Annotated in this window: 19 protein-coding genes; 2 read left to right on the top strand and 17 right to left on the bottom strand. The window is 50.0% G+C overall.

What is annotated here, in order from left to right; genetic code table 11:
• Positions 1–4 precede the first annotated feature (4 nt).
• Positions 5–187, top strand: a complete 183-nt coding sequence (locus NST83_RS19200) for a hypothetical protein (RefSeq protein WP_068500425.1) — start codon at positions 5–7, stop codon at positions 185–187.
• Positions 188–285: 98 nt separating this feature from the next.
• On the opposite strand, the gene NST83_RS19205 is transcribed toward NST83_RS19200, so the two are convergent.
• The 17 genes from NST83_RS19205 to NST83_RS19285 form a co-directional block, all read right to left on the bottom strand.
• On the bottom strand, positions 286–996 hold the full coding sequence (locus NST83_RS19205) for a glycosyltransferase (RefSeq protein WP_342415308.1): 711 nt from the start codon (positions 994–996) through the stop codon (positions 286–288).
• Complete coding sequence (locus NST83_RS19210) at positions 993–1,922, bottom strand: NAD-dependent epimerase/dehydratase family protein (protein ID WP_342415309.1); 930 nt, start codon at positions 1,920–1,922, stop codon at positions 993–995. The genes NST83_RS19205 and NST83_RS19210 overlap by 4 nt, the downstream gene beginning before the upstream one ends.
• Positions 1,910–2,731: an SDR family oxidoreductase gene (locus NST83_RS19215; protein WP_342415310.1), complete on the bottom strand. Its 822-nt coding sequence runs from the start codon at positions 2,729–2,731 to the stop codon at positions 1,910–1,912. The genes NST83_RS19210 and NST83_RS19215 overlap by 13 nt, the downstream gene beginning before the upstream one ends.
• Complete coding sequence (locus NST83_RS19220) at positions 2,728–3,714, bottom strand: polysaccharide biosynthesis protein (RefSeq protein WP_342415311.1); 987 nt, start codon at positions 3,712–3,714, stop codon at positions 2,728–2,730. The genes NST83_RS19215 and NST83_RS19220 overlap by 4 nt, the downstream gene beginning before the upstream one ends.
• Complete coding sequence (gene wecB, locus NST83_RS19225) at positions 3,707–4,798, bottom strand: UDP-N-acetylglucosamine 2-epimerase (non-hydrolyzing) (RefSeq protein WP_342415312.1); 1,092 nt, start codon at positions 4,796–4,798, stop codon at positions 3,707–3,709. Before wecB ends, NST83_RS19220 begins: the two co-directional genes overlap by 8 nt.
• Positions 4,799–4,920: 122 nt before the next feature.
• Positions 4,921–6,612, bottom strand: coding sequence for a glycosyltransferase (locus NST83_RS19230; RefSeq protein WP_342415313.1), 1,692 nt, complete (start codon positions 6,610–6,612; stop codon positions 4,921–4,923).
• A gap of 59 nt (positions 6,613–6,671) precedes the next feature.
• Positions 6,672–7,790, bottom strand: coding sequence for a glycosyltransferase (locus NST83_RS19235; protein ID WP_342415314.1), 1,119 nt, complete (start codon positions 7,788–7,790; stop codon positions 6,672–6,674).
• Between the two features lie 33 nt (positions 7,791–7,823).
• Positions 7,824–8,915 (bottom strand): DUF3880 domain-containing protein, encoded by a 1,092-nt coding sequence (locus NST83_RS19240; RefSeq protein ID WP_342415315.1) that lies wholly within the window; start codon positions 8,913–8,915, stop codon positions 7,824–7,826.
• 181 nt (positions 8,916–9,096) lie between these two features.
• On the bottom strand, positions 9,097–9,456 hold the full coding sequence (locus tag NST83_RS19245; RefSeq protein WP_342415316.1) for a hypothetical protein: 360 nt from the start codon (positions 9,454–9,456) through the stop codon (positions 9,097–9,099).
• Between the two features lie 12 nt (positions 9,457–9,468).
• Positions 9,469–9,753, bottom strand: a complete 285-nt coding sequence (locus NST83_RS19250; protein WP_137060080.1) for a hypothetical protein — start codon at positions 9,751–9,753, stop codon at positions 9,469–9,471.
• Positions 9,753–10,085 carry a restriction endonuclease subunit S gene (locus NST83_RS19255; RefSeq protein WP_149094711.1) on the bottom strand — a complete coding sequence of 111 codons (333 nt, stop codon included), beginning with the start codon at positions 10,083–10,085 and terminating at the stop codon, positions 9,753–9,755. The genes NST83_RS19250 and NST83_RS19255 overlap by 1 nt, the downstream gene beginning before the upstream one ends.
• Before the next feature lie 29 nt (positions 10,086–10,114).
• Entirely contained in the window at positions 10,115–10,402 is a 288-nt protein-coding gene (locus NST83_RS19260; protein WP_137060082.1) for a nucleoside-diphosphate sugar epimerase, read from the bottom strand.
• Between the two features lie 119 nt (positions 10,403–10,521).
• A complete protein-coding gene (locus NST83_RS19265) occupies positions 10,522–12,033 on the bottom strand; it encodes a glycosyltransferase (protein ID WP_342415317.1) in 1,512 nt (503 codons plus the stop codon).
• 72 nt (positions 12,034–12,105) lie between these two features.
• Positions 12,106–12,837 carry a sugar phosphate nucleotidyltransferase gene (locus NST83_RS19270; protein WP_137060084.1) on the bottom strand — a complete coding sequence of 244 codons (732 nt, stop codon included), beginning with the start codon at positions 12,835–12,837 and terminating at the stop codon, positions 12,106–12,108.
• Positions 12,834–13,634 carry a glycosyltransferase family 2 protein gene (locus tag NST83_RS19275; RefSeq protein WP_342415318.1) on the bottom strand — a complete coding sequence of 267 codons (801 nt, stop codon included), beginning with the start codon at positions 13,632–13,634 and terminating at the stop codon, positions 12,834–12,836. Before NST83_RS19275 ends, NST83_RS19270 begins: the two co-directional genes overlap by 4 nt.
• A complete protein-coding gene (locus NST83_RS19280; protein ID WP_342415319.1) occupies positions 13,631–14,566 on the bottom strand; it encodes a glycosyltransferase family A protein in 936 nt (311 codons plus the stop codon). The genes NST83_RS19275 and NST83_RS19280 overlap by 4 nt, the downstream gene beginning before the upstream one ends.
• Complete coding sequence (locus NST83_RS19285; protein WP_342415320.1) at positions 14,563–15,495, bottom strand: glycosyltransferase; 933 nt, start codon at positions 15,493–15,495, stop codon at positions 14,563–14,565. The genes NST83_RS19280 and NST83_RS19285 overlap by 4 nt, the downstream gene beginning before the upstream one ends.
• Positions 15,496–16,057: 562 nt before the next feature.
• On the opposite strand from NST83_RS19285, the gene NST83_RS19290 reads away from it, so the two are divergent.
• Positions 16,058–17,833, top strand: a complete 1,776-nt coding sequence (locus tag NST83_RS19290) for a M4 family metallopeptidase (RefSeq protein ID WP_342415321.1) — start codon at positions 16,058–16,060, stop codon at positions 17,831–17,833.
• The last annotated feature ends 25 nt before the right edge of the window (positions 17,834–17,858 follow it).

The raw sequence follows: 17,858 nt of genomic DNA on the forward strand, positions 1-17,858 counted from the left end.
ACCGATGAGTGATTCCTATAAAGTAATTTCAGATTTATATAACATTCTGTTTGTTAAGCCAACATCTGATATTGATTTGTTAGTAGATTATAAAATATGGAATAGAATTAAACAAAATCTTCCTGATTCCTATTTTGTACCGGATCAAACGACCCTTTACTTTTTAAATAACTATTTAAACCATTGACTTAAAATGCGGTAGAGCTTCCTTGCACAATAAGTAAAAAAAATGCACACCCAGCGGATTGTATGCCTCGGGCGTGCATTTTTTCGTCTTACCGTCCACTACTTTTGACTAAGCAATTGCTGGAATGGTTCACGAAACCTAGCTTGCGTGATCGATATTTCCTTTTCAATGGCCGGACGATGCTGTATCGTTCCCATTCCGTCATGCCATCTGTAAGAAGTCAGCGATTCGTTCAAGTATGATATGTCGTACCTGTTCAACATGACTCTGAACCACATATCCAAATCATGCGTATAGGTCAAATATTCATCAAACAATCCGATATGGTTAAACAATTCCCTCTTCATCATTACCGTACACCCATTGATCGGGTTAGCCAGCAGAAAACAGCGAAAAAAATCAACCGTGGTTGAGAATGACGGTGCGGCGTTATTCTCAATTAACTCACCCCGATTGTTGATATAGTTGTAATTAGTATGGGAAATGTAGGCGTCCCGTTCCAGCATGAAATCAATTTGATGAGTGATTTTATCCTTATGAAACAAATCATCCGAACTCAGCCATGCAATGTAGTCACCCGAAGCATGGCGAATTCCATGATTCAGAGCACTCGCCGTACCTCCGTTCCTCTTCCCTAAATAATAGATATGGGAAAGATAAGGATCTATTCGTTCAGCGTGGGCTGTCGAACCGTCATCCACAACAATGATCTCTAATTGGGAATATGTCTGGTTAAGGGCACTTTGGATCGCCTGTTCAATATATGGACAATTAAAAAATGGGATCACAATTGAAACAGTTGGTTTCATACGCTCCCTTCCTCTCTCCGAAAATATTGAACAATGTCGTAAAGTGATGCCATAAGCGGGATTTGCGGCTTCCATCCCCATTTTTCAAGCTGATCCGCTTGATATAACAATGGCTTCTCCAAAACCGTAAGCGATTCAGTCCCCCATTCCACCGAAACAGTCTCTTTTACAAAAGACAGCAGCTTATCGGCGACATCACCGAGACCAATTTCCGTTCCTGAACACACCTGGTAAATCTCTCCCGGTTCCCCTCGATGCAACAACAGATCGTAGGCACGAATAGCGTCGCGTACATCCAGAAAATCCCGCTTTTTTGTACGTGAGGACACTGTAAAGGAATGAGATTTCTCGCCTCGCTCGCAACGTACAATATACCGGGCAAGCAAAGCACAAAATCCGGTAGACGGACCAGGTCCTATTAAATTGGACGGCTCAGCCAGTATCACTTGTTGTCCAAACAATTCTTGCCAGGAAAGAACTGCTGCTTTCTGAAGGCTTTTACTCAGACTGTAGGGATGGGGCGGTCGATAAGGGATCGTCAATTCAAAACAAAGGCGAGATCCCACGATAACGGTTCGGCAGGCAGGAAACATACGAAGAGCGTCCAGCAGATACAAAGTAGAGAGTATATTCGTCTGCATATAAAGCAACGGCAGCTCCCATGAGTGGGGCACAGAATTTTTACCGCCCAAATGGAGAACATAGTCGGGCACAACACATTTTAGAACTTCACATAGACGTTCTTTGTCCAACAAATCTCCCAGGTAAGATTCAATACCCTGCGGTAACGTATCGTCTACTCTGCGAACAAAGGCTGCAACTCGCAGCCCTTGCTCCACAAAATATTGACATGCATGCCTTCCCGTAAATCCCGATGCCCCGGTTATCAATATCGTTTTTTTAGAATCGGGTGTTATTGCATCCATGTCCACAGCTCCTTCAGCATTTGCTCATAACCCGGTACAGGATAAGAGACGTCGTCTCGTATTGATACCAACGAGCGATCTTGGACAGGGACATCGACGGGAACGACAGTAATATCTTGCAGATCCCAAATTTGCTTGATCAGAAGCAGTAAATCATGTTTACAGATCGGATCGGGATGAAACAAATGAACCAGACCAGAAACTGGCCGCTTCATTAAAAATTCCACAGCTTTGGCCAGTTCCAACGTTGTGACTCCATTCCATAAAACACGCCGATACCCGGTAACGGGACCTTTTTGCTGCATAAACCATTGCATAAGGCCGATGCCTTGCTTCCGAATCTCCGGACCGATAATCGAAGTCCGGATCGTCAGATGCCCCGTTGCCTGGATCTCGCCCAGCGCTTTGGTGGATGCATAGATACTTGTTCCGTCAGTGACGTCATCTTCCCGGTAATGACCACGTGTGCCCTCGAATACACAATCCGTACTGATGTGTATCAAGCGCGCTCCGAATTTATCTGCCGTACGGCGCAACACGTGGGGCAAAAGTCCATTGATTTGGTAAGCTGCGATTTTATTTTCTTCGGCCTTACGGTTCAACACACCAGTAGCATTAATAATAATCCCTGGTCTGACCGCCTCCACGAGCTTTTCCACCATAAAGGAATTACTTGCTTCCAATACTAAGCCCTCCGGATCAAGCGTATTCCGGGTCGTGTAGAAGACTGTATATTCACTGCTTCTTTTGAAATAATCCACCAGCACATGACCCGCCATGCCGTTGCCGCCCAAAATAAGAAGCTTCATTTAATGAACCCCCCGCGCTGCAAGATGTCCCGTATTTCCTCTTTGGACATCAAATTGAATTCTGAGCTGAAGCTGCTGAAGGAAACCGGAGAGCATTGCTTATAGCGCTCCTCCAATTCCGGCATATTCAGCATGGGGAGAATAATAAGGTACTGCTCGTCATAGACGACAGTCGTCTTGCTTTCAAAATCACTCATTAAAATTTCATGAATTTTCTCGCCAGGACGAATACCCCTCTCGATAATCTGTACATTTTCTATGCCACTATCTTCTATGAGTACCTCAGCCAGATCGACAATTCGGCAGGTAGGCATGGTCATGATGAAAATTTCCCCACCGATACTTTCCACTGACGCCTTAAACAGCAGACTGATCGCATCCCGCAGAGTTAGGAAAAAGCGCGTCATATTCATATCTGTAATCGAAACCGTGCCCTTTTGACGAATCTGACTTTGAAAAAGATGTACAACACTCCCGTTCGTCCCCAGCACATTGCCACCGCGCACCGTAACGAACTGGGTGTCGCTGTTCAGCAGGTTAGCATAAACAATCAGCTTTTCACCAATCGCCTTGGTCATGCCATAAAAATTGGACGGGTTCGCCGCCTTGTCGGTCGATATATAAATCACTTTTTTTACATGATTGGCGACGGCGGCCTCAATTACGTTTTGGGTGCCCATCACATTCGTTTTGAGCGCTTCATTAGGCTGGTCTTCACAGACGGGAACGTGCTTGAGGGCCGCCAGATGAAATACATAGTCCACACCCTGACAAGCGGTAACAAGCGCCTCCCTGTCACGAATATCCCCGATACAAAAGCTGAGCCGTTCGTCCTCGAACTGCCTGTTCATCGCCACCTGACTCGATTCTCCGCGCGAAAAGATAATGACCTCTTTGGGGTTGCGCGGCAGTAATTGGGTAACCAGTTCATGCCCCCAGGAGCCAGTACCGCCGGTCACCAAAATACGCTGGTTTTCAAACATGTCGTTTCCCTCCAAGCAGAAATTTAACTACCTTATCCGATACATCCTCCGCCAGGTAGCCTGCAGGACACTGCCACTTATGCGTTATCCCGGTCATTAAGGCTACGGCATTTGCAATGACCTCTCCATCCAGGCTGGACACGATATTGCTGCCGCAATCCACCGTCTCCGGTCGCTCTGTCGTCCGGCGCATCGTGACCGTCGGCACACCCATGATGCAGCATTCCTCCTGTACGGTGCCGCTGTCCGTCAAAGCGCAGCGGGCATGCCGCTCCAGCAGTACGAAGTCAAAAAAACCGAACGGTTCGTGGAACTCCACTAGCGGATCAAGCTGGATCGGCGGATGGCTCGCGATACGAGCGGCAGTCCGAGGATGAATACTGCAAATGACCCGCTGTCCGGACTGCTGCGCTACCCGATTGAGGCCATCCAGAATAGCGAGCAAATGCGGCGGGTGGTCGACATTTTCAGCTCTGTGGGCGGTCACCAGGAAATATTGTCCAGGCGACAGCTCCAGATTTTTCAAAATGTTGCTGTCGGATATCTCATTTTCATAATGCTGCATCACTTCATAAATCGGGTTTCCGGTCAATATAATTCTTTGGCTCGGAAAGCCTTCCCGTATCAGATGCTGCTTGCTTTGCTCTGTATACGGCATATTAATCGTAGAAATCGCGTCAATGACGCGGCGATTCTTCTCTTCCGGTACATCCAGATCGTAACAGCGGTTACCCGCCTCCATATGCACCACCGGGTAGCCCATACGTTCCGCAAGCAAGGCGCACAAGGCGCTGTTCGTATCACCGAGCAGCAGCACATGATCTGGACACTCCTTATTTAAAATATCCTCCATCTGCGAGTACATCGCAGACAATTGTTTGCCCAGCGTCCCTGCCTTCTCCTGAAGCACATAATCCGGGGCGCGCAGTCCCAGTTCGCGGAAGAATTGCCCGCTCAGGCTTTCCGTGTAATTTTGGCCCGTATGCACAAGCACATGCTGATCTGCATAGCGATCCAGCTTCGGAATGATCAGGCTGAGCCGTATAATTTCCGGTCTTGTGCCGAGCACGGTCAATATTTTCATTGTGTTGGAACCCACCTTTGCTGTCGTTGTTTCAATAACTGTGGAGTTTAATAAGTGAGATAGCCATCCAGCAAACTGTCTGTGCTGCAGCTAAACGTTCACCTCAACGGTCCGGCGTGCTTTCACCCGGACCGTTGTCTGTGGTGCCGTCCAGCCTTGAGCGGCAGTTGCTTCCGTTTGTGTGGATGCAGATGCTTCGACACAGGCTTGAGCTTGAATTTTCGTTTGAGCTTCCGTTTCAACCGGGGCTTCTGTCTGGACCTGGATTTCGGCAGAAGCCCCGACAGCGGAAACCAGTGAACGCTCTTGCTATGGCTCCTGCTGCTGGTATTGCTCTTACCCTTGCGCTTGCAATTGCGCGATCTGTTATGCTTGCTAGTCGCTGGCCGTCTCGCCCGAATGCCGCGCTTGCCGTGATGCGGGTCTGGCAGTGGCTCCGGCACAGGAGCAGGTGGCTGTGGCAAACCTGGAATGACTGCATACTCGATAGGCGGCAGACCGAGCGCGGGCAGTTGGCAAACCACCGATTCGGGAAATTCTCGAACAGTGCTGGTATATGCCTCTGGTATGGCAGTCACCTGACGAAGCCCTTCTCCCTCCCGCGTCCAAATGGGTCCTCCTGGCTGCTGGATCAACGGGAACCATTGCGGAACATGGAACACCCATTGGCTGACCATGACGTGCAGGTTGCTCTGGTAGGAATCAGATCCATAAATACGTGTAGCGACGCTGTTGTTCCGTAAACCAATCCGCTCCACTTCCTCGGGATGATTGAGCAGATAGCCCACTTTTTCCGCCAGCATATCGCTATTTCCCGGCTCTACCAAAAATTCTGTATTTCCGGTCGCTTCCATCAGCTCCACCAGTCCGCCCTGCGCAAAGGCCACAACGGGCTTGCCGTAAACCAGCCCCTCCAGCGCTGTCAGACCAAAGCCTTCCTCTACCATGCTCGGGATGACGACTATATCCATCGCGCTATAAGCGGTGGATACAGATTCCTCAAATGAGCTGAATTGGAAGCGACGGCTATAGCGGGATTGACGAATTAGAGAGACGCATTTCACGTAATATTCCGAGTCCACCGAGCTGCCGATGATCCAGAAGCGACAGCGAGAATTGGTTTCACACAGCTTCAGAGCCATTTGAACAAAAGGCAACAGTCCTTTGGCTTCGTAGATAAAGGAAGAAATATAACCAATACAAATATGCGATTCCTTCAATCCCAGCTTTCCACGTTTGCGTTTCCGTTGCAGTACATGCTCTTTGTGTGGCGGCATATCCATATCCCGGCATGGAGACAACACCGTATGCGGACGTGTCAGCCCTGCCCTATGCAAAGGCCGCAAAACGGCTTGTGAAATGCCGATGACCCATCGGCTGTAACGCTCGATGATGGAAACCGAAACAGGTGTATGCTCATTCTGGTTAATGACCTCGGTTATTTTCCAAACCACCGGAATATTCAACTCATAGGAAGCCATTGCAGGCATGACGTTCACACAGGTATTGACCAGCACTACATCAGGCTGCGCTTGTCGTAACAACTGGAGCAACGGTGCGTACGCAGCATGATTTCGCAAATTGTCCGCATCCTGCGCCAATCCCTCATACGGGGTGTACATGCCGTGCAGCATAGGCAAGTTCTGAATTTGGACGGTAATTCCGCGCTTGCGGGCAATCGTTGTCAGCCGACCTTCACCGGGCGTCACCAGAATGCAATTGAAGTACGCACGAATGTCTACACAAAATTGCAATAACAGCTTCTCCGCTCCCGTAATGCTGCGGACGTTGCTGACATGGCTGAATAGCATCATTTTTGGTTTGATCGGAGTTCACCTCCTTTAAAATAGACACCATCGGGCGTATAACCGAATTATGGAAATACGATCGACAGCAGTTGGTCAATCCGGTGACCATACGTGTGCTCACGCAGTGTCCGTTCCAGAGCACGCAAGGCAATCTCACGGCGTTCCTTTTCGTTCGTCAAATAAAACTCAATCTTCTCCAGCAGCTCCTGTTGGGAACTGTACGTCTCGATCTCTTCTCCCGGCTTGTAAAAACGAGCCAGATCATCCCGTGTGTCGGTCAGTTGCAAGGTGCCGCAGGCAGAAATTTCGAACGTGCGCGGATTCGGCGACGCCCCCGGAATTTTCAGCGCATTGTTATTCACTGAATCATCCTGATGCGAACGATGAAGATTAATGACAATTTTGCTGCCATTATACGTATCATTCGTCTCGACCGGAGACATCCAGCGGCCTATCTCGATTTTGTCTCCGTACGATTGATAATCAGGGAGACGATCCCACCAGATTCCGTTGATTTTAATATTACGAGCCATGAGCTGCGGCATAATCGGATTAAAGAAATAGATGCGATTCCAGTAGGCCGAGCCGGTAAACCCGATTTCACGCCGTACAGAAGCGGGAGAGCTAAGCGGGAAATATTGAGTCAGAAATGCCGCAAAGGGCAAGTAATGTACAGATGAGCAGCCAAGCTGACGGTACATTTCAATGCAATTCAGCTCTAGCGTGAACACATAGTCATAATGCGGGACAATTTGGGTCGTCGTGTCCGTGTAATAGGGATCATCCGTTAGCCAGATGGCGGTCGGAATGCCCAACTGACGTACCGCTTTCACCTGCTCCAGCGGAAGCTCCATCCCATCCAGCGCCAGCACCAGATTCGGACGGAGCTGAGCGGCTATATCACTTACTGGCTGACGGGGATCCGTTACAGTAACCTGAGCCGTCATGCTTTGCAATGTGGTAATCACCGCTTCATCCAGTGGAGAATAGGGCAGACCTTTACCGGAGGTTACATACAGCACATGAATTTGCCGAAAAGGGAAGACCGCCTTCGTCCGGGTAAGAATTGCATTGGCGCGTCCGCGCAAGTAGCCTTCATCGTAGCCGTCACTGATTCCCGCAGCTCTCCCCTTTTCCCAGGAGTTTGCAGCCGGGTCAAACGGTCCTGTCGTAGATATCGTCATCACTTTCACTCCTCACTGTTTTGGGTGTTTACTTTAGGCCATCGCCTTGTCCAGCAATTCTTCCATTCGATTGGTGTACAGATGCTTTTGCATGGTGGTGTGCAGCCCGCGCCAAGCCATGCGTTCACGTTCCCACTCATGCTTGAGATAGTAGTCCAGCTTGACCTTCAATTCCTCTACTCCACCAAAGGTTTCAATGTCATAGCCCGGTCGGTAATAGCGGCTCAAATCCTTCCGAATGTCCGTCATCTGGAGCGTGCCACAGGCAGCAATTTCGTAGGTCCGGGGATTAATGGACTCCGCTGACAGCTGATGTGTATTCCGGTTATCCAGTCCGGGGTCCGTCGGACGATGCAGATTGATAACAATTTTGGACCCGTTGTAATATTTGGCCGTTTCCTCCGGCTCCATGAAGATTGGACGGATAAATCGGTCCAGCACATCCCGACGTTTCAGCCGATCCCAGCTTCCACCCACGATCAGCACCCTTTTATCCGCCAAAAAAGAAGCAAGGTGGTCAAACAGCTTTACGCGGTTCCAAAAGGCATTCCCGATAAAGCAAATGTCATGCTGGTGCTCCCGCTCCACCCGCTGGGGATAAAAGATCCGGGCTGACGCAGCAAGCGGCAAATAATGTACCTGTGCCACTCCCTGATCTCGATAAAACGGCAGGCATGACATCTCGTGCGTAAATACAACATCGTAGGATTGGCAGATCAACGCCGTATCCTCCGTAAAGTAGGGATCATCTACAAACCATATGGCCGTCTGAATACCCAGGCCCCGTATTTGCTGCACCTGCTCCAGATGATCCGGTGGAAAAACATGCAGCCCGTTCATGACCAGTACGAGCTCGGGTCGATGGACTTCGGCGTCAGCCAGCATTCTGGCAGGAGTACCGATGATGAATTCACTGCATATTTGGCTTAATGCCTCTTGTACCCCTGTGTCTATTGCGGCGAAGCCTTGCGGAATATACAGCACTTTCAAATGGCGAACAGCAGGCACCGTGGCCACGACCTGTGACAGAGCAGCCGCGCACCCCCCCATTCTGCGTCCTTCCCGATAGCCACATCGATAGGCTTCGCGTTTATTCCCGCTTCGTTGATCGTTCACATCCTTCACCCTGTCCTGTTGTAGAATAAACTTCTGTTACTCCTAAACTATATGCGGAGGGGTCAAACGCATCATGGACGACTGCCACTGCCCGGACAAAATTGGCGTTTGCCCGTCCATCTGCCAAACAACAAATAACCCCGAGGCTGTTAGCTTCGGGGGATCAGCAGCAATAGATGATGTTCACGGTTTACTGGGCCTTGTAAGCGACTTGGTGTCCATCTTCGTAGCCTTTGGCAAAGCCTGAATTGAAGCCCTCGTTATAGGCAGCATCATATCCCTGCTGGAATGCCTGTGGATCATGCTCCAGCACAACAGGCTCGGGCTGTGGATTCTCCGCAGCAGGAGCTGTAGACTGGGTGGACTGAGGTTTTTTCTCCCGACGCAGATGAGGACGACTTCTACGGGCGGAGTGAAGCCCTCTTTTACGCCGTCTTAAAGCAAGCAGACGTTTTCTTCTCAGCTTTAATCTTCGGATACTCGAACGCCGGGTACTTTTGCGTCTTTTGCGGGCTTTTCCCCGCGTAAAGCGTTCCCACCGTATTCTCATTCTCATTCCTCCTTAGTTTCCTCGTCGTTGTTGCGTTTTTGGAACAGGCAGCTGGAGCCACGGCTGAGTCGGTTTACCATACACCTGCCGTCTTAATGGTATGCCCGCCAGCATCTGCGTGATTTTCCCCTGGTAGTTGCTGAGCACACGAATGGTTTCTTCCAGACGGGTAGCGGACATATCCGCATGGGGCGTCAAGTCCGCAAGACTGCTCAGCATCCGGGCAACGGCATGCTGGCTGGCAGCAATGGACTCCATCATATCCAGCTTGATCTCACGTTCGCGCCTCATGCTCATTAGCTCATATCCCCCGGTCCCATTCCTCCCATCATCCCTTCCATTCCGCCACCCTGCTGCTCATCCTGATCCAGTAATGCCTTGAGATTACTGCACAGTCCGGTTTGAAGTCGGGTTAAACCCTCCAGCATTTCCACCATCTGCTCATGAATTTCCAAAGGCCGTCCCAATTGTTCTTCATCCGTGTCAAATGCGTGAGGCTCCAGATGGTTTAGCGTCCAATTACGCATTTTTTCGGCTTCTACCGCCTTGGCCTCCAGGATCATGGACACATTCCATTGCATTTTGGAAGCTGCGTCCAGCATATGAATCATTGCTTTTTCCCTACTCATGTGTTCACTCCCTGCCCTCGGTTGGTACGTTACTCCTCGTCCGGGTATGCCGTCTCTTTCACGACACGAACGAGCATTTCAGCCATTGCTTCCTGAAGATCGGCAATACCGTTCAAGTAGGCAACAATGCTTTTGTTTACTTGTCCCGAGCTGTCGAGAATACCCGGAATTCCATCAAAACGCGGCTCTTCGTCCGGCAGTTCATGTATGATCTGCGACATGCGCACGACCACCTGCCGCTCCGCATCCAACAGCCTTGACATCTGCTGCTGCGAGTGCGAAATATGGATCAGCAAATCATCAATCTCGTTATGCATAAGGCCCTCCTTAATGTGCTCCGCCGTGCGGAACGCACGAATTGCCTACAGGCTTTCCGCTACTACAGCGTATGCGGAAGCGGGGAGTCGGTTCCGCATAAAAGCGCCTATTCCGATCATTACAAATGCCCGTGCAGCACAGGTGGCGCAATAATAGGCTGCTCCTCCGCCAAATCCGACAAATCTCCGGGGGATACCAGTCGAATCCGATAGTCAGCTGCCCGCCAGCTCATGGCGGCATAGGGGGTAAGGAACGGCCTTTTCCAGCCATTCCCGATCTGATAAAGTTGCCCGCCTTCGGCATAAAGGACCTCAATCCACCGCTTGCGTTGATCCGGGGCATTAAGCGTGGGAAGTGCGGGCATGTTCTCCAATTCCGGAGCAGCCAGCACAGGGACAGGTTCTTCTGGCACAAGAGATGCAGAAGGCGAAACGGCTTCCACATTTTGCAGAACAACCGGCTGTACAACTACAGGTACATCCACGACATCAGAAATCGCCACCTCTGGCTTTGGCACCAACGGAAGTGCCATTAGATCAAGCTGTGACACCCTGACCGGGGCAACGTCTTCGCCTCCTGTATCTCTGACTCTATGCAGAAGCCGCCTTCTCCCTGGCTCCAGCCGATATATTGCACCGGACGGTCCCTGAACGAGTACTCCAACGGGATAAAAGGTTGCCGCCGACACGTGTCTGTCCTTGGTTGGCGGTATCTGGCTGTCCGGCTCTGCTGTTCCGAACTTCAGGTTGTGGAGCAGCTTATCCCCATCCCCCCACTTTTGGACAAAAAAGGATCGGTTCCGACTCCCTTTCTCCGTCAAACCACCTTCTCCGGTCGTCTGGGGAGAGGCATAAGCCGTGTCCCGATCACTTTCTGTGCAATGGATATAAGCATCTCTCGCAATAACCAGACGTGTCCCCAGTATGCGTACACGCAGCAGCCAATCTGCATCTGCTTCCTGACCACTGTAACAGCCTTCGTCCCAATACCCCGTCTTTTCCAGCGTCTCTCTGCGCAGCAGCATACAAAATCCGGCCAGACTTTTGGTTTCCCGCCATACGGCCGGATTGGAAACATTATGAGAAATAGCGAAATGACGAGCTTCATTTTCGTGCGTATAAGGCACCTCAATCTGTTGCTCTCCGAACGGACCGTTCGTTACAGGCCCGACGACACCAATACGCGGATCACTGTGCAAGCACTCCAGCAAACGATCCAGCCAACCTGGCGTTACCAGCGCATTTGGGTCCAGCACCACAAGGGTCGTGCCTTTCGCCATCATCAGCCCCTGATTCAAGCCGCCTGTCAAATGAATGTCCTTTTTGAGCAGCGCATAACGCACAGCAATGCTTTTACGAAGCAGATAGATGCGTGTCCCGTCCATTGAGCCGCAATCCACCACAATGATTTCATGCGGCTGACTTGTATTTTCCTCAATACGATGAATACATGTACGAAGTTGATGCAACTGATTATAGGACGGAATGATAATACTGACGCCTTCAAAAACCTTGCCGAACGAAGCCTGGCCCAATCTACTGCCCTGCTCCCGGCCCCTTTTATATCCCGCCCAATAGCCTTTCTTACTGAGCCGCTTGCTGTGTTTCCTTTTTATACTCAGGCGTTTCATGCCGTTCACTCCTCCGGGTGGCATTATGTCCATAATATATGCCTAACCCGGATAAATGGTGTATCGCTGAGATCAGGGGAGAAGGCCTTTCATTTTTACCCCGGCTTCCTGAAGGGAATCGAAGGTCCCCGCATCGCTCCAATACCGCCGCAAAATGTCGTATTCAAGCCTGCCTTCTGCTGCATAGCAATTGTTTACATCCGTGATTTCAAGCTCACCACGCGCCGAAGGCGTAATTTGCCGGATCTTATCGAACACGGCGGTATCGTACATGTAGATGCCGGTTACACAATATCTGGACTGGGGATGCTGCGGCTTTTCTTCAATCCGTACAATGCTCTCTGGCCGCTCGGGATCAAATACGGGTACTCCGTAGCGGTGGGCATCTGCCACCTTTTTTAACAATACCCTGGCGCTCCCCGGAGGCTGCTGACCGAACCGTTCAATAACAGGTCCCAGATCTTCCTTGAACAAATTATCACCCAGCAAAACAGTAAATTTTTCTCCTGGCTCCATGTAGCTTTTCGCCAGTTCCAGTGCTTCTGCAATGCCGCCCGCCTTTTCCTGAATCCGGTACGTCAGTTGGACACCATAATTGCTGCCACTACCTAGAAAATCGGTATACAGCCCGGCCGATTGTTTGCCAATAATAAGAAGCATATCGGTAATTCCCGCCTGTCGCAGTCTTTCGATACCATACACGATCATGGGATACTTGCCGACCGGAAGCAGGTGCTTGTTGAGTAATGAAGTCAACGGATGAAGGCGCGATCCGGTTCCTCCTGCGAGAATAACCCCTTTCATATCTTCCTTCCTCCTTCGACAGCATGTTCGGTGAATGAAGATCCACCATTTCCAGTCTCGATGAACGCTCTGGGGTCCAAGTTCCATTTGTCCATAAACAAACGATAATTCCGCTCAATCAACTCTTCGACCCAGGCAGATTCCGAGCGTGAAAAGCTCGCACTCCCCTGATGATAGACAAAACAATCGTTGCACATCAACAGTTTGTAGCCATGTACACGTGCGCGCAGACAATAATCGTCATCCTCATAATGCCCGGGGTTAAAACGTTCATCCAGTAATCCGATCCGTTCCATCAGCTCACGCCGGAACATCAGACAAAACCCGACCAGCCGCTTGACCTCCTGCCATCTGGACGGATTACTTGCATTATTCTGCTCTGCAAACTGGAGACAGCTATCCAGATCCCCTGCTAATCCGTCAATCTGCTGAGTACCGCTAGCATAATTCGTCACTGGTCCCACCAGTCCCACTGTGCTTTGGCTCCGCAATGCAACCAGCATATTGGATAACCATCCCCGTGTAACCGTCACATCATTATTCAAAATAACGAGCTGATCACCCGAAGCCAGCCGAAGCCCTTGATTACAAGCTGCCGGAAAACCCCGGTTTTCGGGGAGACGGATACTGATCAGCCGCTCGGCTTCACAAAAATCATCCGTTCCGTCATTTGAAGCGTTGTCCGCAACAATAATTTCATAAGGCACATCTGTCGTATGTGTCCGAATCGCCTCAATACACGGCTTGAGCAGGTGCAAACCGTTATAGGTCGGAATAATAATGCTCGTCAGACTCATCGTGCATTCCTCCCTTTGGCGACGTCGGCCCGTGTTGGAACAGGTCCCAACGGGAAAGCTCCGGCTACCTGAAACACCCCAGCCAGTGCCTCCGCATGATCGCCGACGATCAATTGCTCCATGGCATTCCCTTTGCCGATATTGATAGTCCGCTTGCGGTTTGTTCCAATGACGTCTACGGCATGTACTGCCGTCACCTTCATACCGTGCAGTATCGCCATAGCGTGGGCTTTCGGCGGAACAGCGAGCATAGCCGGACCGAGCAGCTCCAGCGAACGTCGTGATAACGCGTGCGGTACAGCGGTCAAGGAGCTTGCTCCCAGATCCGGCCTGCGCAACACGCGGTTCAGGAACCCTTTGCACCGGGTCACGCTGTCCTGCCGGAAGTAAGGTGGCAAATGTCTGCTCAGATCATTAAGTGCCAAATCCGTTCCTTGATCCACTGCATAGAGGAACGGCAGCAAGTCAAACGCAGGAATCGGCAGATCCCCGTCTACGAACAATACGATTTCAGCCTGCGTCATACGTGCGCCTACCGCCCGTCCGACATCATGCCCGAGCCGAGTCGGCACGCTGACGAGAGTCACACCCGGATGATGCTTCGCTACTATAGAACGCGTGCCATCCGTGCAACCGTTCAATACGACGATGATGTCCGTAAGAGGCAGCTTTTCCAGCTCGCTCAGCACCCCGCCAATCGTAGATTCCTCGTTGCAGGCGCTGACCACTGCGGCGGCTGTCCCCCGCAGCAGCATATCCTCGGGCAATGCCCGTACCTCCAGCGGATTTGCTTCGGTCATTTTCCCTCGCTGGGGCGCGGGTTTCCTCACCCTGCGGCTATCCATCATAGTCGTTGTTCCATGTCTTCGCTGTACACGTCGTATGCCCCGGCTTCGGTCATCACGCCTCCCTTTTCGATACATTCTGCTCACGGCCTCACCTCGTTTCTGATCCGTTTGCGTTTCAAATCCGTATATCCTGCACGCGTTCCCAAATGTGATGTAAGCCAGGCAATCGCGTCAAGATGATCCTGTACAACCACATCCACAAGCGGGTCCCTGCCGTTTATTTTTTTGCGGGTCGCATTCACTTTACCCACGGCTATTCCACGAACAGTCACCACCCGCAAGCCAGAGGTAATCGTCATGGCCTGAAATAACGGAGGTTTTTCCAAGGACTTTAGACCTATTTTATTTAAGGTCTTTCGACTTATGGCATGCGGAATTCCAGTCATGGATGCCCCTCCTAAATCAGCACGGTTCGACAAAATATTCAATACATGCTTTGCTTCAACCACAGGATGCACCGAAGTACGGTCTACTGGCCCATGATAATCATTCAGTGCAAGATCCGCTCCCGCATGTATGGCTTGTATGAATGGCTTGAGTCTGACGCAGGGAATAACGATATCACCATCCAGAAAAAGCAGTACCTGCCCGGAAGCCGCCTCCGCTCCAATGCGGCGACCAATATCATGCCCTAATGGTTGCGGAAAGGAAAGCACTCGCGCGCCCGCCGCTTTTGCCGCCTTGGCCGTCCTGTCGCTTGATCCGTTCTCGACCACAATGACCTCAGTGTGTGGATGAACATGGCGTGCCTCACGGACAACAGCCCCGATCGTTTTTTGCTCATTCATAGCCGGAATAATGACGGATATCAGCAATTTTTCAGCCGAAGACGAACCGTGGGACCGTTCTTCACCTGTCTGTGCTTCTGTGACGGGACCTCTTCTTGTTAGAGGGTCCGATGGGATATGCACGGATGGTGTTCGTACAGGCAGCCACAACTTTGGGTAGAGATAATTAGCACTGGAATGCCGCCTGCGATTAGCCTTGAATCCAAATCTTGTCTGCTTCCTCATGCTACCGCCTCACCTCCCTTGCTGCTGTATGGATAGACAGCTTGATTAGGACAGTTCAACATAACCTATGCGGTCTAAAACCCGTGTGTAACGGCAAGCGTGGAGTCTTTTCGACATTGCATTTTACGATAAGTTTCGACAAAACCGATTAAACCGATTAAATAAATTAGTTATTAGGGACTAAAGAATCATTTTGGATGAATTTGTAACATACATCTTCTCGTACGTCATTCTCTGTGCTAATATCAGAGCCAGATGGTGGGAGTTCAAAAAATTTACATTTGTTTTTTTTGCATAAATATTCGATTCCCATTATCTGGATTATTTTTACTTTCACTTATACGACAGGAGAGGAGGAGTTTGTTACCTTTTCAGGCTGTACGCTTCATAATGGAGTACCCTCTTTTCACACACGCTTCACGAAAGACACTTCGGTTTTTCATCTTCACGTTCCATTTTCTTCATGTTCCAGACGACAACACGACCTACATAAACGGCGCAATGCCTATTTCTTAACAGGATGGTCTTCATTCTGACATTAACCGGGGAGAGTGAATTTTTAATGAAAAAAGTATGGGTTTCGCTTCTTGGAGGAGCTATGTTATTAGGGTCGGTAGCGTCTGGTGCATCTGCGGAAAGTTCCGTTTCGGAGCCAAATCAGCTTACGCCAACCTTCCACGCCGAGCAATGGAAGGCCCCTTCATCGTTATCGGGTGACGACATTGTATGGAGTTATTTGAATCGACAAAAGAAAACGTTGCTAGGTGCGGACAGCACCAGTGTCCGTGACCAATTTCGCATCATTGATCGTACAAGCGACAAATCCGGTGTAAGTCATTATCGGCTGAAACAGTATGTAAACGGGATTCCCGTATATGGAGCTGAACAGACGGTTCATGTGGACAAGTCTGGTGAAGTTACCTCTTATCTGGGGGCCGTGATTACTGAGGATCAGCAGCAAGAGGCTACGGAAGGTACAACTCCGAAAATCAGCGCTACCGAGGCCGTATATACCGCTTATGAAGAAGCCGCTACACGGATTCAAGCCCTCCCTTCCTTCGACAATACGATCTCTAAAGATGCTAAGGAGCAAGGCAGCGTAAGTAAAGACACCTACAAGGAAGCTGCTAACAACGAACAAACTATCTTTATTGATAAGGACAAGCTAAATCTTGAAAAAGCAGGTGAATTGAAGGACAGCAAAATTGAAGCTGTTGAAGCACAAAATTCCATCGCTAAAATTGCCAATTTACAGCCTGAAGTAGACCCTAAAGCCGAGCTGTACTTTTATCCTACTGGCGATACAACGCGTCTGGTCTATGTAACAGAAGTTAATATTTTGGAGCCTGCGCCGCTGCGTACACGCTACATCATTGATGCCAATGATGGCAAGATCGTATTCCAGTATGACATCATTAATGAAGCAACGGGCACAGGTAAAGGTGTGCTTGGTGATACCAAATCGTTCACCACTACGCAGTCTGGAAGCAGCTATCAGTTAAAAGACACAACACGCGGTAACGGAATCGTGACCTACACGGCCTCCAATCGTCAGACCATCCCAGGTACACTCCTGACGGATGCCGATAACGTATGGAATGATCCAGCCGGCGTAGATGCTCATGCTTATGCAGCCAAAACATATGATTACTATAAGGACAAATTCGGACGCAACAGTATTGACGGACGTGGCCTGCAACTCCGTTCAACGGTTCATTACGGCAGCCGCTACAACAACGCCTTCTGGAACGGCTCCCAAATGACTTATGGAGACGGGGACGGAACCACATTTATCGCTTTCAGTGGTGATCCCGATGTGGTTGGTCATGAACTCACACACGGTGTTACAGAGTATACTTCGAATTTGGATTATTATGGGGAATCCGGCGCGCTGAACGAGTCCTTCTCGGATATTATCGGCAATGACATCCAGCGTACAAACTGGCTTGTAGGCGATGATATTTATACGCCAAGCATTGCGGGTGATGCTCTGCGCTCTATGTCTAACCCTACCCTGTATAATCAACCAGACCACTACTCCAACTTGTATAAAGGCAGCTCGGATAACGGTGGCGTTCATACCAACAGCGGCATTATAAATAAAGCATATTATCTGTTGGCACAAGGCGGTACCTTCCATAATGTAACTGTAAGTGGAATTGGCCGCGACGCAGCCGTCCAAATTTACTATAGTGCCTTTACGAACTACCTGACTTCTACTTCCAACTTCTCCAATACGCGTGCCGCTGTGGTGCAAGCAGCAAAAGACCTTTACGGTGCGAATTCAGCGCAAGCAACCGCAGCCGCCAAATCTTTTGACGCTGTAGGAGTTAACTAAATCATAATTGCATTCCTCTTATTCA

The sequence above is a fragment of the Paenibacillus sp. FSL R10-2782 genome, from assembly GCF_038592985.1.
In the GTDB taxonomy this organism is placed as follows: Bacteria; Bacillota; Bacilli; order Paenibacillales; family Paenibacillaceae; genus Paenibacillus; species Paenibacillus terrae_C.

Bases quoted from the DNA above. Each gene is read 5' to 3' on its own strand.
- NST83_RS19200 (WP_068500425.1), top strand. From the start codon at position 5: ATGAGTGATTCCTATAAAGTAATTTCAGATTTATATAACATTCTGTTT.
- NST83_RS19205 (WP_342415308.1), bottom strand. From the start codon at position 996: ATGAAACCAACTGTTTCAATTGTGATCCCATTTTTTAATTGTCCATAT.
- NST83_RS19210 (WP_342415309.1), bottom strand. From the start codon at position 1,922: ATGGATGCAATAACACCCGATTCTAAAAAAACGATATTGATAACCGGG.
- NST83_RS19215 (WP_342415310.1), bottom strand. From the start codon at position 2,731: ATGAAGCTTCTTATTTTGGGCGGCAACGGCATGGCGGGTCATGTGCTG.
- NST83_RS19220 (WP_342415311.1), bottom strand. From the start codon at position 3,714: ATGTTTGAAAACCAGCGTATTTTGGTGACCGGCGGTACTGGCTCCTGG.
- wecB (WP_342415312.1), bottom strand. From the start codon at position 4,798: ATGAAAATATTGACCGTGCTCGGCACAAGACCGGAAATTATACGGCTC.
- NST83_RS19230 (WP_342415313.1), bottom strand. From the start codon at position 6,612: ATGATGCTATTCAGCCATGTCAGCAACGTCCGCAGCATTACGGGAGCG.
- NST83_RS19235 (WP_342415314.1), bottom strand. From the start codon at position 7,790: ATGACGATATCTACGACAGGACCGTTTGACCCGGCTGCAAACTCCTGG.
- NST83_RS19245 (WP_342415316.1), bottom strand. From the start codon at position 9,456: ATGAGAATACGGTGGGAACGCTTTACGCGGGGAAAAGCCCGCAAAAGA.
- NST83_RS19250 (WP_137060080.1), bottom strand. From the start codon at position 9,753: ATGAGCATGAGGCGCGAACGTGAGATCAAGCTGGATATGATGGAGTCC.
- NST83_RS19255 (WP_149094711.1), bottom strand. From the start codon at position 10,085: ATGAGTAGGGAAAAAGCAATGATTCATATGCTGGACGCAGCTTCCAAA.
- NST83_RS19260 (WP_137060082.1), bottom strand. From the start codon at position 10,402: ATGCATAACGAGATTGATGATTTGCTGATCCATATTTCGCACTCGCAG.
- NST83_RS19265 (WP_342415317.1), bottom strand. From the start codon at position 12,033: ATGAAACGCCTGAGTATAAAAAGGAAACACAGCAAGCGGCTCAGTAAG.
- NST83_RS19270 (WP_137060084.1), bottom strand. From the start codon at position 12,837: ATGAAAGGGGTTATTCTCGCAGGAGGAACCGGATCGCGCCTTCATCCG.
- NST83_RS19275 (WP_342415318.1), bottom strand. From the start codon at position 13,634: ATGAGTCTGACGAGCATTATTATTCCGACCTATAACGGTTTGCACCTG.
- NST83_RS19285 (WP_342415320.1), bottom strand. From the start codon at position 15,495: ATGAGGAAGCAGACAAGATTTGGATTCAAGGCTAATCGCAGGCGGCAT.
- NST83_RS19290 (WP_342415321.1), top strand. From the start codon at position 16,058: ATGAAAAAAGTATGGGTTTCGCTTCTTGGAGGAGCTATGTTATTAGGG.